Origin of the sequence: Streptomyces sp. NPDC086787 (genome assembly GCF_044745865.1) — a bacterium.
In the GTDB taxonomy this organism is placed as follows: Bacteria; Actinomycetota; Actinomycetes; order Streptomycetales; family Streptomycetaceae; genus Streptomyces.
The window spans coordinates 1,291,085-1,305,572 of the sequence record NZ_JBIVBC010000001.1; the positions used below are offsets into that span (position 1 = coordinate 1,291,085).

Annotated in this window: 11 protein-coding genes; 9 read left to right on the plus strand and 2 right to left on the minus strand. The window is 72.5% G+C overall.

Features of this window, described 5'->3' with window-relative positions; translation table 11 throughout:
* The first annotated feature begins 102 nt into the window (after window positions 1-102).
* From ACIPK3_RS06000 to ACIPK3_RS06020, 5 genes are all read left to right on the plus strand, one after another.
* Window positions 103-6,147, plus strand: coding sequence for a hypothetical protein (locus ACIPK3_RS06000; protein ID WP_402566796.1), 6,045 nt, complete (start codon window positions 103-105; stop codon window positions 6,145-6,147).
* Entirely contained in the window at window positions 6,144-7,742 is a 1,599-nt protein-coding gene (locus ACIPK3_RS06005; protein WP_402566797.1) for a hypothetical protein, read from the plus strand. The genes ACIPK3_RS06000 and ACIPK3_RS06005 overlap by 4 nt, the downstream gene beginning before the upstream one ends.
* A gap of 139 nt (window positions 7,743-7,881) precedes the next feature.
* Window positions 7,882-8,601 carry a 3-oxoacyl-[acyl-carrier-protein] reductase gene (gene fabG, locus ACIPK3_RS06010; protein WP_402566798.1) on the plus strand — a complete coding sequence of 240 codons (720 nt, stop codon included), beginning with the start codon at window positions 7,882-7,884 and terminating at the stop codon, window positions 8,599-8,601.
* A 5-nt stretch (window positions 8,602-8,606) separates the two neighbouring features.
* Entirely contained in the window at window positions 8,607-9,374 is a 768-nt protein-coding gene (gene fabI, locus ACIPK3_RS06015; RefSeq protein WP_402566799.1) for an enoyl-ACP reductase FabI, read from the plus strand.
* 198 nt (window positions 9,375-9,572) lie between these two features.
* On the plus strand, window positions 9,573-9,929 hold the full coding sequence (locus ACIPK3_RS06020) for a hypothetical protein (RefSeq protein ID WP_402566800.1): 357 nt from the start codon (window positions 9,573-9,575) through the stop codon (window positions 9,927-9,929).
* Here ACIPK3_RS06020 and ACIPK3_RS06025 read toward each other — a convergent pair.
* Window positions 9,904-10,599 carry a FadR/GntR family transcriptional regulator gene (locus tag ACIPK3_RS06025; RefSeq protein WP_402566801.1) on the minus strand — a complete coding sequence of 232 codons (696 nt, stop codon included), beginning with the start codon at window positions 10,597-10,599 and terminating at the stop codon, window positions 9,904-9,906. The genes ACIPK3_RS06020 and ACIPK3_RS06025 overlap by 26 nt on opposite strands.
* 82 nt (window positions 10,600-10,681) lie before the next feature.
* On the opposite strand from ACIPK3_RS06025, the gene ACIPK3_RS06030 reads away from it, so the two are divergent.
* From ACIPK3_RS06030 to ACIPK3_RS06045, 4 genes are all read left to right on the plus strand, one after another.
* On the plus strand, window positions 10,682-11,989 hold the full coding sequence (locus ACIPK3_RS06030) for a CynX/NimT family MFS transporter (RefSeq protein ID WP_402566802.1): 1,308 nt from the start codon (window positions 10,682-10,684) through the stop codon (window positions 11,987-11,989).
* 49 nt (window positions 11,990-12,038) lie between these two features.
* A complete protein-coding gene (locus tag ACIPK3_RS06035; RefSeq protein ID WP_402566803.1) occupies window positions 12,039-12,155 on the plus strand; it encodes an SGM_5486 family transporter-associated protein in 117 nt (38 codons plus the stop codon).
* 117 nt (window positions 12,156-12,272) lie between these two features.
* A complete protein-coding gene (locus ACIPK3_RS06040; protein ID WP_402566804.1) occupies window positions 12,273-12,536 on the plus strand; it encodes a hypothetical protein in 264 nt (87 codons plus the stop codon).
* An 82-nt stretch (window positions 12,537-12,618) separates the two neighbouring features.
* Entirely contained in the window at window positions 12,619-13,137 is a 519-nt protein-coding gene (locus tag ACIPK3_RS06045; protein WP_402566805.1) for a SixA phosphatase family protein, read from the plus strand.
* 62 nt (window positions 13,138-13,199) lie between these two features.
* Here the strand turns inward: ACIPK3_RS06045 and serB are convergent, their stop codons facing one another.
* Window positions 13,200-14,408: a phosphoserine phosphatase SerB gene (gene serB / locus ACIPK3_RS06050; protein ID WP_402566806.1), complete on the minus strand. Its 1,209-nt coding sequence runs from the start codon at window positions 14,406-14,408 to the stop codon at window positions 13,200-13,202.
* Window positions 14,409-14,488: the final 80 nt, after the last annotated feature.

Consider the following 14,488-nt stretch of genomic DNA (forward strand, 5'->3'; position numbering starts at 1 on the left):
CGATCACGCCCTACCCGATATCGCTGCTGCGCTTCGCCGAGTCCTACCGGAAATGCCCCCGATTCATGCCTCAGAGTGATTGCGCGGTGGCAGTATGACGTCATGCAAGGGTGGGGGAGTGATTTTCGTGCCTGGCTGTCATCGCTGGACGAGCCGGACATCCGCAGTCTTCTGACATGGCATCGCTGTCTGCGCAACCAGTCCTGCGCACGCCGCCACGAGTCCTCGGGCCGAACGCCGGTCACCCGGCGCGAGGTGAACGCCTTCCGGGTGTGGATCGCCCGCGCGCGGCAGCCGCAGCTGCGACTGGTCGGCAGCTGCGGACTGACCTGGGCGTGCAAGGCGCTGATGGAGGAGTACGGCTGTCCCGTCGACGTGGTCCGGGATCCGACGCTGGAACAACTGCGGGCCATGCTCGAAGTCCTGGACGCGCCGCTCGCCCTGTGCGCGTTGCAGGGACTGCTCCTGGCGGGCCCCGGGGAACTCCCGGCCGCCGGCCTGGCCCAGAAGCACGCGGACAGCCTGCGCAGGGCCGCCCAGCTGCAACCGCCCGTCCAACCCGCCGAGACCCTCAGGAGAGTCGTGACATCAGCAGGGCCAACGGACGCGGGCGAAGTGCCCGTCCGCGCCTCCGGCGACGAGACCCTCGATGTCGCGCTCACCGAACTCGGTGAGGCCGGCGAGGCGTTGGCCATGCTGCTCCGGGCGACCGCGGACTCCGTGGAGAGCGGGCGGCGGCCCACGGAGACGCGCGACGTCACGGACGCCCTGTCGGCCTGGACAAGGCTGCGCGACCGAGTGGCGGGCCGCTGCGCGGACGCGGGGGTCGACTGGCCCGACGCGTCCGACTACACCTGGCTGTCCGCCGAGCGCACCCGGCTGGAGAACTCCCGCGCGGAACTCGCCGCCCTGCGCTCGCGCGCCGAGTCCTACGACGCGCTGATCGGCGCCGCGCTGGACCCGGAGGAGGCGGCGACCCTCGGCATGCTGCGCGACCGGCTGCGCGGCCAGATCGACGAACTGGAACGCACCCTGGGCCACCCGGCCCCCTCACGACAGCCCGCCCCGGCCGCCCCGACGCCCGGCAGACAGACCTCCGCACCGGGCGGCACCGGGGTGGAGGGTCCGGACGACCCGGGTGGCGGCCCCGGGCGCGCGGCGAGCCAGGAGGTTCCGGCGGCCGGCGCGGGGGACCCGGTCGCTTCGGGCGGTGGTCCCGGACGAGTGGCGAGTCCGGTCGCGCCGACGCCGACGCCGACAACCGACGGGGAGACCCACGGACCCGACGCCCCAGGCATCGCCGGGACGGTCGTGCCGACGCCGACGCCGACGCCGACGCCGACGCCCGACACGCGTGACACGGCGGAACCGGACGCACCGGGCGACGGGAGCGCACGGGAAGCCTTCCCGGACGAAGCCGGTGACGGCTCCCCGACCGCGCAGGAGGCCTCCCCGGAAGCACGGCGGCCCGACGAGCCCGAGGCGCCGCCGCCCCCCTCGTCCCCGCCCGCCGTACCGGAAGCGACCCCCGTCACCGCCGTACCGGAAGCGACGCCGGTCACCGCCGTACCCACTGCCCGCACCTCTTCGGACCCGGTCGCGCCCGCCGGTGACATCCTCGATGACACCCCCGAGCAGAAGACCCGTCAGGACACCCGTCAGGACACCCCCGACGAGCCCGCCCCCGGCCCCGACGTCATCCGCGAACAGGAGCCGTGGCCCGAGGCGGTCGCCGACGCCGACTGGGACGTGCGCGCGCCGTGGGAGAGCGGGCAGGAGCCGCCGGTCGTCCGGCTGGTGAAGGACGGCCGCCTGGACGAGGCCTACTGGATGACGGAGGCGTCCGCCGAACCCGAGATCCGCGCCCGCGCGCTGGCGTTCGCCGCCGCCGCGTTCGGCTGCGGCACCGAGCCGGAGGCCACGGAGGCGCAGATCCTGCACGACATGGATCCGGCGCGGCTCGCCCACGACCGTGACGCCTACCTGGTCGCCCTCGTCGCGGCCCTGCGCGCCGGACTGACCGCCTGCTGGCCCCACGTGCTGATCAGCGACTACTCGGCACCGGCCGGGCTGGCGGTGCCCTGGCAGGACCTGCTCGGCCTGCTGGTCGCCGCCGTCCGCAACGGACGGTCCTTCGAACCCGGCGTGCAGTACACCGACGACCTGCATCAGGAGCACGACCTCCGGGAGGAACTCGGAGGCCAGGCAGGACAGTTGCTGGAAAGCCTCTCCCGGCGCAAGACGATGTACCAGCGCGCCACCCGTGTCCTTCAGTACCTCGTCGGCCCGATGGGCGAACTCGGCCTCGCCCTGCGCGACGTCACCCAGTGGGCGAACGGCGGCCCCGCCCCGGACGCCGGGTTCCGCGGCCGGGCCGAGCAACTGCGCAGCGGGGACCACGTCGACCGGCTGATCGAACAGACCGACAGCAGGTTCCGCACCTCCAAGCAGGCCAAGGAGCCGATAACCGCCGGAGCCCTGCGCCAACTGCACGCCGCCTGCCGGTCGGTGGCGGACATCCTCACCAAGGCCGACGCCGTGGCCGCGAACCTGTCGCGTCCCGCCGGCACCTCCCAGTCGGGCATCCCGGCGCTGGGAGCCGCCCGGCACAACCTGCGGGACGTGCCGCCGCCACCGGGCGTGGGCGGCGCGGCCCTGCACCTGCTGCACCACTGGCTGGAGGGCACGGCGCCGTCCGCGCCGTCGGTCCGCCGCCCGGCCGAGGACGAGGGACGGCCCCCGGCCGACTGCCTGCTCACGCTGCCCGACCTTCCGCGCGACAGCGCCGGACTGCCCGACCTGACGGACCCCCGCACCGCCCGCCGCATGGCGGCGCTCATGGCGCCACCGGACGCGGAGCAGTCCCTGCGCGGCTATCTCACCCGGGGTGACCTCCACCTCGCGCGCGCCCTGGTCGAGGCCGTACGGCACGACCCGGGCCGCTACGACATCACGGACGCCGAATGGGCCGAGAGCGCGGAACGCCGGCTCCAGCAGACCCAGGAGAACTGGCGGACGACCGTACGGCGGCGGCACACGGCGGCGGCGGGCCTGCTCGCCCAGATGCGCACCCTCAACCTGCTCGCCCCCGATCAGGAGCGCCGGTTCACCGGCCGGCTCCAGCAGTTCGCCCACGGCGAGGAGACCGGCCGCCACCGTCACGCGATCGAACGGCTCGACGAGCTCCAGCAGGAGCTGTCCCAGCTCGTGCAGCGGTCCACCCGCAGACAGCGCCAGGAACTGGAACAGCTGAGGCTCGCCCAGGGCCGCCCGCTCGGTCAGGCGGAGTACGACCGCATCGCCAAACTCATCACCGAGGGCGACACGGTGACCGCCGAGGAATTCCTGGCGCTCGCGCGCGGAGGCAAGCCGCTGCCGGAGCGCTCCGAGGACGACGGCGCCGAACTCGCCGTGTTCCTCACCGGTCTGACCGGCCCGGGCGTTCCGAAGCCGGGCGGCGACGGTGTCGACGCCGACTGGTGGGTGACCGCGTACGGCTCGGGCGTCCCGCTCACCGAGGCCGCGGAACTGGGGCTGCGTTCCTGGAAGGCCCTGTGCACCCGGCACGGCCGCAACAGCGAGTGGCAGCAGCATCTGCCGCGGGTGCTGCGGCTGCTGGGCCTTGAGCCGAGCGGTCAGCCCGTCGTGGAGACCCGGATACAGGGAGTGCGCCGGTTCAAGGTCAGGGCGCGGGTCGTGGAACGCACCGGGTATGTCGCGGCGCTCGGCTCCCAGGCGACCGCGTACACCGTCCAGCTCATCTGGGAGGAGCAGCGGGCGAACGGTCCGCTGGCCCACCTGGAGGACGCCGACGTCGACGCCAACGTCGTGCTCTATCTGCACCCCCTGGGCGGCGACGGACGCCGCCGGCTGGCCGACGCGTCCCGGTCGGGCGCCCAACAGGCACTGGTCGTCGACCCCGCGGTGGTCGGCTGGATGGCGGCCAGGGCGCCCGGCAGCTTCCGGGCGCTCCAGCGGGTGACCCTGCCCTGGGCCGCGTTCAACCCCTACACGCCGTTCGTCGCGGGACTGGTCCCGCCCGAGGTGTTCTACGGGCGCGACGAGGAGATGCGGGAGGTCATGGACCCGCGCGGCGGACTCTTCCTGTACGGCGGCCGGCAGCTCGGCAAGTCCGCGCTGCTGCGCAGGGTGGCCAGGATCTTCCCGCGCCCCTCCGCCGACTACGTCGCCGTCTACCTCGACCTGCTGAAGGCGGAGATAGGCCAGGCGGAGGCCCCGGACAAGATCTGGAGCCTGCTCGCGGACGAACTCAAACGGCGCGGAGTCTTCGGCAACAGGGTGTCCGAGCAGGCCGGACCGGAGGCGATCGCGCGGCGGCTCGGCGACTGGCTCGACGCGGACGAGTCACGCAGGCTGCTGGTCCTCGCGGACGAGGCCGACGCCTTCCTGACCGCCGACTCGCGACGGACCTTCAAGACGGGCGGGGAGTCGACCTTCCCCAACGTCAAACGCTTCCAGCAGCTCATGGAGCACTCCGAGCGGCGCTTCAAGATAGTTTTCGCCGGACTGCACCAGGTCCAGCGCTTCGGCGCCCTGTCGAACGTCTCGACCGCGCACGGCGGGCCCGACGTCCTGGTCGGACCGCTCAAACAACAGGCCGCCCTCCGGCTCGTCACCGAGCCCATGGCCGCGCTCGGGTACGTGTTCGAACGACCGGAACTGGTCTGGCGGATCCTCGCCATCACCAACTACCAGGCCAACCTGGTCCAGATCTTCTGCAGCGAACTCGTCCGCACCCTGCACTCGCGGCCCTACGCGCTGACCGGCCGGGCCACCGCCATCACCGACGGCGACGTGCAGGAGGTCGCGGCCTCCGAGACGCTCCGCCGCAGGATCGCCGAACGCCTGCGCTTCACGATCAACCTGGAGGACCGCTACCGGGTCCTCGCCCTGGTCATCGCACTGCGCAGCCTGGAGGACGGCTACCGCGGCGACTACAGCGCCAAGGAACTGCTGGACCTGGCCCGGGACGCCTGGCCGGACGGCTTCGAGGGGTGCGGCGTGCAGCAGGCCGAGATCTACCTGACCGAGATGGCCGGGCTCGGGCTGCTGATCCGGCTGGGCGACCGGGCGCGTTTCGCCGTACGCAGCCCGAACGTCGTCAACATGCTCGGCACCCGCGAGGAGCTGGAACTGGAGCTGCACGAGACCGAGTTCGGCCTGCCCTACGACTACAACCCGCGCGCCGCCCGGCGGGTCCTCGGCCGCGACAGCAGCACCGGCGTCCAGCGCTACAGCCCGCTCACCGAGGGCCAGCTCCACGAGGCGGCGCAGCCGGGCGTCTCGGTGGTCTCCGCGACGGAACTGCACCAGCCCGACCTGGTGCTGCGGGCCGTCGCCGCGTTCGCCGAGGGCCGTGGGGTGAAGGTCGTCCGCGCGGACCGGGGCGTGGATCTGCGGTCCCTGCTCACGGCGGCCGCCGCGACCCGCTCGCGGGCCGGTCATGTCGTCCTCGCCGACCTGCGCGGCACCCCGGCCGCCGAACTGGCCGAGGAACTGCGGGGCTGTGTCGAGCACGCGGCTCCGGCCGCCGACAAGCCCGTGCCGCGCAACGAGGGACGCAGGGACCGGCAGAGCCGCTCCATCCTGGTCGTCGCCGACGCGGAGGCCGTCGGCTCCCTGCGGGCCGGCGAGGAGGGCCGGCGCCTGCGGGTGCGGGTCCTGCGCCCGCGCCGCTGGACGGCGGACTCCCTGCGGGCCTGGCCGGAGTGCCCCTTCGTGTCCCGCGAGGACCGGCACCGGCTGACCGGGGCGACCTCCGGCTGGCCCCGCTGGACGGAGATCGCGGTCGCCGACGTCTCGCTGCGTGGGGCGACACTGGACGACGCCCTCGACCACATCCGCGCCGTCACCGCCAAACCGGCGAACGTGGACGCGCACATCAAGGCGTCGGGCCTGAGCGCGCGGGACCTCGACCTGCTGGAGATGTGGACCGCCTACGTCGAGGAGGGCCAGGGCGTCCCCGTGGACGACGTCGAGGCGGCCACCGGTCTGTCGGCCGAGGAGACCCGCCACTGGCTGGGCCGCCTCGACCACCTCGGCATCATCGACGAGGCCGACAAGGGCATGGCGGTCGACCCCGTCACCTTCCGCGCACTGCGCGCGCGGGCCGCGGACAGCACGTGACGGCGTACGGCGACGGCACGGCCCACAGCACGGACGGCACGGCCTACGGGGAGGACGGCACGGTCCACGGCACGGACGGCACGGCCTTCGGGGAAGGCACGGCGCTTTCGGCCCTTCCCGGGGTCGGCGGTCAGCTCGGCGAGATCGCCGCCGACCTCGCGGCCGGACTCAACTGTCTCTGGCTGCTGCCCGACGCCCTGACCGGCGACGGGCAGGCGGAGGAGCTGTACCGGGCCGCGCTGCACACCGCGCCGGACCGCCTGGACGTACAGCCACCGGTCGCGCCGGCCGTGCCCGCACCCAGGGCACCGCAGCGGGACGCACCGGCCCACCGGGCGGGGACACCTTGGAACGCCGACGAGGACTGGGGCGATCTCCCCGGTCTCGACTTCGACGACGGTTTCGACATCGGCTGGTCCGACGCCGCACCGGTCCGCACCGCCCCGCCCGTGGGACGCGAGCACGCCGTTCCCGAGCTGTTCGAGCGCCTGGGCAAGGAACTGGGCTGCGGCCCCGGCGAGGTGGCCGGGCGGCTGACGTCCCGGTCGAACCGCTGGCGCCCGGTGATCGGCCTGCGTGCCTGGTGCGAACCGGACGACCAGCCGCCACAGGCGCCGCCGGGCGGCCCCGGCGGCGCGACCCGGGGCGCGGGCGTCGAACGGCTCTTCCGCTCCCTGACCGCCGCCGTGAAGGACGCGGGCCTGCCTCCCCAGGAACGACCGCGTCTGCTTGTGGTGGCCCGGCTGCGGGATGTTCCCGAGGCGCTCACCGGTGAACTGGACCGGGGCATCGAGACGACGGCCGTGCACTGGTGGTGGGGCACCCTGGGGCGCCTGGACACGGCCATGGTGGTGGCGGCCGCCCGGGACCGGATCCCCGGCCGTGCCCTGTCCCTGGAGCAGCGCGTCCTGGCCGCCGTACGCGAGGAGGTCGTCACCGAGGTCGGCGCCTTCGACCTGGGACTCGCCCGGAGGCTCACGGCCGCCTGGGACGGCAGGGCCGACGGCCTCGCCCCGGCGCTCCGCTCCTGCCTGGATCCGGAGCTGATCGCCCGTGCGGCGGACTGCCCGGACACGGGCGTCGAGGCCGGTACGCGCCGCCGCCCCGGATCCTCCCTGCGCCGCGCCTGGGCCCAGGGGGTGGTGCAGTCGTGGGAAGGCAGACTCCGCCGCCATCCGGCCGCCTGGTGCCCGGCCGGCCCGCAGAACACGCCCCCGGAACTGTCCGTCCTGGTGGGACAGGCCCAGCAGCGGGTGGTGTTCCCCTGGATAGAGGACACCCGCGAACAGCTCGCCCGCCTGGGCGCCAGGTACGCGACCCAGCCACTCGACGCACTGGTCGCGGCGTACCTCCAGCGGCCGCCCGAGCACTACCGGGAACGCCCCGAGGAGGCGTTCCGGCAACTTGAGGCGGGCGCCCTGCTGGCGGCCGCCTACGCGGGCGGTGTCGCTTTTCCGCGTGAGGACCTGCGTCTGCTTCAGGACCTGGTCACGGCGAGAAACGTCCTCGCGCACCGCGGAGTGCTGCGCGACACGACCCTGCGCGCCCTGTGCGGCGAGCTCACGCGGGCGCACCGCCGTTGGTCGAAACTGTAGGGATCCGACAGCGACTCCCGCACGTCACTGTGGGTGCCCGCTTCTTCTCCGACCGGCCGGTACCGATAGGTTTTCGATGAAGCCGCCTGTCGTCCAGCTTTCGGGCGGTGTGTCAGACCGCTATCGAAAGGGTGATCCGTTGAGCCGCTCGGTTCTCGTCACCGGAGGCAACCGGGGCATCGGCCTCGCCATCGCCCGCGCATTCGCCGAAGCCGGCGACAAGGTCGCGATCACATACCGCTCGGGTGAGCCGCCCGCCGCCCTGGTGGAACTCGGCTGCCTCGCCGTCCGGTGTGACATCACCGACGCCGAGCAGGTGGAGCAGGCCTACAAGGAGATCGAGGCGACCCACGGCCCGGTCGAGGTCCTCATCGCCAACGCCGGCGTCACCCGGGACCAGCTCCTCATGCGCATGAGCGAGGAGGACTTCACCTCGGTCGTCGACACCAACCTGACCGGCACCTACCGCGTGGTCAAGCGCGCCAACCGCGGCATGCTGCGTGCCAAGAAGGGCCGCGTCGTCCTCATCTCCTCCGTCGTCGGCCTGCTCGGCTCGGCCGGGCAGGCGAACTACGCCGCCTCCAAGGCCGGCCTGATCGGCTTCGCGCGTTCCCTCGCCCGTGAGCTGGGCTCGCGCAACATCACCTTCAACGTCGTCACGCCCGGCTTCGTCGACACCGACATGACCAAGGCGCTCACCGACGAGCAGCGCGCCGGCATCGTCTCGCAGGTGCCGCTCGGCCGGTACGCGCAGGCCGACGAGGTCGCCGCGGCTGTGCGGTTCCTCGCGTCGGACGACGCCTCGTACATCACTGGAGCCGTCATCCCCGTAGACGGCGGACTGGGAATGGGTCACTGATCACCATGAGCGGAATCCTCGAGGGCAAGCGTGTCCTGATCACCGGTGTGCTGATGGAGTCCTCCATCGCCTTCCACACCGCCAAGCTGGCCCAGGAGCAGGGTGCCGAGATCATCCTGACCGCGTTCCCGCGGCCCACGCTGACCGAGCGCATCGCCAGGAAGCTCCCCAAGCCCACCAAGGTCATCGAGCTGGACGTCACCAACGACGAGCACCTCGCGCGCCTGGCCGACGTGGTCGGCGAGGAGCTGGGCGGCCTGGACGGCGTCGTGCACTCCATCGGCTTCGCCCCGCAGGACGCGCTCGGCGGCAACTTCCTCAACACGCCGTACGAGTCGGTGGCCACCGCCATGCACGTCTCGGCGTTCTCGCTGAAGTCGCTGACCATGGCCTGCCTGCCGCTGATGCAGAACGGCGGCTCGGTCGTCGGCCTCACCTTCGACGCGTCGTTCGCCTGGCCGCAGTACGACTGGATGGGCCCCGCCAAGGCCGCCCTGGAGGCCACCAGCCGCTACATGGCACGTGACCTGGGCAAGCAGAACATCCGCTGCAACCTGGTCTCGGCGGGCCCGATCGGCTCCATGGCCGCCAAGTCCATCCCGGGCTTCGACGAGCTGGCCGCCGTGTGGGACAACCGCGCCCCGCTGGAGTGGGACCTGAAGGACCCGGAGCCGGCCGGCCGCGGTGTCGTCGCGCTGCTCAGCGACTGGTTCCCGAAGACCACCGGCGAGATCGTCCACGTGGACGGCGGTCTGCACGCCATCGGCGCCTGATCGCCGCACGCCGACGGCCGAGGCCCGCGCCCCGTGGGGGGAGCGGGCCTCGGCCGTTCTCGTATCACCCGTTCGGGCGGCCGCTCAAATTCACTCGTTCGGCTCACCGGCCGGGCGCGGACGTGCGGTAACGGCTCACTCTGGACCACGAGCCCACCTTGCGAAGTCCCTCCCCAGCCCGGCCGAGGAGGTCCCCTTGTGCGCCTGTCCCACAGCCTGGCCGTACTGACCGTCTCCGTCGCCCTGGTGCTGTCGCTGCCGTTCGAGGCGCTGTCGCACCCGCGCGTCCGGCGGGGCGAGGACCCCTCGGCGCCGTCACTGTTCGGCGCCGAGTGCCGTACGACCGTCAGCGGATCGGAAGTCGTCGCCTACTGCCACAATCCCTATGTCGACACCGATCGCGTGAGCCTGCACATAGAGTGCGCCCGCTGGTGGGACCTCGACACCGACGGTGACGCGGTCGACACCGGGCCCGCGACGACCGTACGGCTCTCCGGCCGCTGCTGGAAGGAAGTCGGCTCGGCGTGGATCAGCCACGAGAAGGCGGCGGGGTGAGCGGCCCCGGACGGCACGCGAAGGGGTAGCTCGCGGCCTGTGCCGCGGCCGCCTCCGCGTCGCCCGCGCGGATCGCGTCGACGAGCCCGCCGTGTTCCATGTGCGACTCCGGGGTCAGCAGCCCGCCGACGTCCGCGCGCAGCCACTCCCGCAGCACCTCGCCCAGGTCGGCGTAGACCGCCGTGATGACCTCGTTGTGCGAGGCGGACACCACCGCCATGTGGAAGGTCGCGTCCGCCGTCACGAAGGCCTCCGCGTCACCCGACTCCCAGGCCTCCTCACGCCGCAGGAGCAGCGCGTCGAGCTGCTTGAGGTCCTTCTCGGTGCGCCGCTCGGCCGCCAGCTTCGCCGCCGACGACTCCAGTGCCACCCGCAGCTCGGCGATGTGCCCGGGGTCCGCGTCGGCGAACCTGCGGTGCATCACGCCCGCCAGCTCGCTCGTCGCCACCACATAGGTGCCCGAGCCCTGGCGGATGTCCAGCAGGCCGTTGTGCGCCAGTGCCCGGACCGCCTCGCGGACCGTGTTCCGGGCGACGCCGAGCTGCTCGACGAGCTCCGGCTCCGTGGGGATGCGTGAGCCGACCGGCCACTCGCCGGAGGTGATCTGGTTGCGCAGCTCGGCGATGACCTGTTCGGACAGCGCCGAACGCCTGGGGTGGCTCAGGGGCATGGCACACCTTCGCACGGGAGGGCCGGACTGAGACGGCCAGGGAGTGGACAACCAATCATCCCATGATTCTATGATGGGTCTCATGGTGAGCGAGAAGACCCGGACGAGGACGACGACCGAAAAGACGGCCGACACCACCGGAACGGCCGAATCGACGGCCCCACGCGCGTGGGCGATCCGCCTGGTGGTCGTCGGCATCGTGCTTTCCGCGCTGAACCTCCGACCCGCCATCACCAGCCTCGGCGCGCTTCTTGAAGAGGTCCGCGACGGACTCGGCATGAGCGGCGGCGTGGCCGGACTCCTCACCTCGGTGCCCCCGCTCTGCTTCGCCGCCTTCGGCGTCATGGCCCCCCGCCTGGCCCGCCGCTTCGGACCGGCCGCCGTGGTGTGCGCCGGCATGGCCGCCATCGCCGCGGGCCTGCTGATACGGCCGTACGCGGGATCGACGGCCGGATTCCTGGCCGGCAGCGCGCTCGCGCTCATGGGCGTCGCCGTCAGCAACGTCCTGATGCCGGTCATCGTCAAGCACTGGTTCCCCGACCGGGTGGGCTCCATGACCGGCCTGTACTCCATGGCCCTCGCCCTCGGCACCTCGGCCGCCGCCGCGGTGACCGTGCCGGTGACCGGGGCGCTGGGCGGCGACTGGCGGTCCGGGCTCGCCGTGTGGGCGGTGCTCGCCGCCGTCGCGGTGCTGCCGTGGATCCCGCTGGTACGGCACCGGGGACCGGCCTCCGCGGGCGACGCGCCGCCACGGCGGCCCCACGCGCGTGCGGAGCGGTCACCGGCGCTGCGGATCACCCGGAGCCGTACTGCCTGGGCGCTCGCCGTCTTCTTCGGCCTCCAGGCCACCGCCGCCTACGTCACGATGGGCTGGATGGCGCAGATCTTCCGCGACGCGGGCGTCTCCGCGGGCACCGCGGGTGTGCTCCTCGCCGTGACCATGGTGATGGGCGTCCCGCTGGCCTTCGTCATCCCGCGCCTGGCCACCCGGCTGCCCCAGCAGGGGCCGATCGTGGTCGCGCTCGGCGTCTGCGGTCTGGCCGGCTACGCGGGCCTGTACTTCGCGCCGGCCGGCGGCGCCTGGGCCTGGGCCCTGCTGCTCGGCGTCTCCAACTGCGCCTTCCCGCTGGCGCTCACCATGGTGGGCATGCGGGCCAGGACCGGCGCGGGCGTCGCCCAGCTGTCCGCCTTCGCGCAGAGCACCGGCTATCTGATCTCCATCCCCGGGCCGCTGCTGGTCGGCGTGCTCTACCAGCACAGCGGCGGCTGGGGCCTGCCGATCGCCCTCATGGCCGCGCTCATGCTTCCGCAGATGGCGGTGGGCGTTCTCGCGGGCCGCGACCGGACCGTGGAGGACGAGGCGGCCGAGGCCGACAGGGCGACGCGCTGACCTCACCCCGGGCACGTCGGCGGGGGAGAAGGGTGCGAGACTTTCCCGCATGCCAGTCCTCGACCCGAACCCGCAGAACAGCCAGAAGAAGATGCTGCTCGTCTTCGGCGCGTTCCTCGCCATCTTTGTGATCATCGGCGTCATCGCGACCCTCGCGTCCCCCTGACCAGGCCTTTCGCCCGCCATGGTGGGGCTGGCCCCACCATCCCCTAGGGGGCCAGTGTCAGGGGCGAGTGGGTGGATCACCGGATGGGTCGACGGCGCCGGATTCCGTAGTTTCGAGATGTGCCCGAAGACGGGCCAGGACCCCTCGAAGACCAGCGGAACAGCGGAGGCGAACATGTCGGCCCGTACGCCCACCCGGCCCCACCCGGCGACCACGGCCGACCTCGGCATGCGGCTGCCCTGGTGGGCCCTGACCCTGCCCGCGCTCGCCTTCGTCGCACTGTTCCTGCTGATCCTGAACCCGTCGAACGCCCACGCGACCACCGGCGACCCCGCGCTCACCCGCCTCTTCGAACAGGCGCGGCACCTGGTCGCCCGCTAGAGCCGGAGCGGGTGCCCAGTACCGCAAATCCCCATGTCAACCCCCTGCGCCGGGTGGCCTGTTTCATGCGAAGCTGGGTTCCATGAGCGTCGCAGAACCCCGCAGGATCGTCCTCTTCCGGCATGCGAAAGCCGACTGGCCCGAGGTCACCGACCATGAGCGGCCCCTCGCCGAGCGAGGCCGTATGGACGCCGCAGTCGCCGGACGCAAGCTGGCGGACCACGGCATCTCCTTCGACCTGGCCCTGTGCTCCACCGCCGTCCGGACCCGCGAGACCTGGAAGCTCGCCGTCCACGAGCTGCCGCACCGGCCGAAGACCATCTATGAGGAGCGGCTCTACGAGGCCTCGCCCGGCGAGCTCATCGCCGTGCTGAACGAGACCCCCGACGACGTGCAGAACGTGATCCTGATCGGTCACAACCCGTCGGTGCACGGTCTGGCGGAGATCCTCTCCGGCTCGGCCGACGACGAGGCCCGCGCGCACATGGAACGCCGGGGCTTCCCCGCCGCAGCCTTCGCCGTCGTGACCTTCGAGGGCTCCTGGAAGAGCCTGGAGCCGGGCACCGGCAGGCTGGACGACTACTGGGCGCCGTCCGAGTGACCTCGCCCGGTGTGACTCCGGCCGGATGACCGCCGCGCACGGCGGGGGAGTGTCCCGAAGGCTCAGGCCTCGTCGTGCGTGTCGGCCGCCTCGACCTCCTCGCGGGTGACGCCCAGCAGATAGAGGACCGTGTCGAGGAAGGGGAAGTTCACCGCGGTGTGCGCGGCCTCGCGGACCACCGGCTTGGCGTTGAAGGCCACGCCCAGCCCGGCCGCGTTCAGCATGTCCAGGTCGTTGGCGCCGTCGCCGATCGCCACCGTCTGGGAGAGCGGGACACCCGCCTCGGCGGCGAACCGGCGCAGCAGCCGTGCCTTGCCCGCGCGGTCGACGATCTCACCGGTGACCTTGCCGGTGAGCTTCCCGTCCACGATCTCCAGGGTGTTGGCGTGGGCGAAGTCCAGCCCAAGCCGCTCCTTCAGATCGTCGGTGACCTGGGTGAACCCGCCCGACACCACGCCCACTTGGTAGCCGAGCCGCTTCAGCGTACGGATCAGGGTGCGTGCGCCCGGTGTCAGCCGCACCTCGCCGCGCACCTTCTGCACCACCGACGCGTCCAGCCCCGCCAGCAGGGCCACGCGCGCGTGCAGCGACTGCTCGAAGTCCAGCTCTCCGCGCATCGCGGCCGACGTGACCTCGGCGACCTTGTCCTCGCAACCGGCGTGCGCGGCGAAGAGCTCGATCACCTCGTCCTGGATGAGGGTGGAGTCCACGTCCATGACCACCAGGCGCTGGGCCCGCCGGTGCAGCCCCGCCGCCACCACCGCGATGTCGACACCGAGTGCCGAGGCCTCCGACATCAGCGTGGTGCGCAGCGGCTCGGTCTCCACGCCGGACACCGCGAACTCGACCGCTGTCACCGGGTACTTGGCGAGCCGGAAGATACGGTCGATGTTGCCGCCGACCTTCGCGATCCGGGTGGCGATGGCGGCGGTCGACTCGGCGGTGAGGGGGTGGCCGAGCACGGTCACCAGCGAGCGGCCGTGGCCGCGCGGCCGGTTGTCACCGTGCCCGGAGATGATCTCGGCCTGCATCTTCATCGACTCCGCCCAGCCGTGCACGGTGGCCCGGAGGTCGCCCTCCACCCCTGTCGGCGGCTGGGTCACGAGCGCGCACAGCACCAGGCGTCCGCGGGTGACGACCTGCTCGATGTCGACCACGTCGACGGAGTAGGCGGCAAGGGTGTCGAAGAGACCGGCCGTGATGCCCGGCCTGTCCTTGCCGAAGATCTTGACGAGGAGGGTGGGGATCTCGGAGGTCTGCGATGCGCTCATGGTGTGACCACGGTATCCGGCACCCGGTGCCCTCCGCCCGCGCGGTCCGCCCAGCGGACGGAGAACAGTCGGTAACGCCC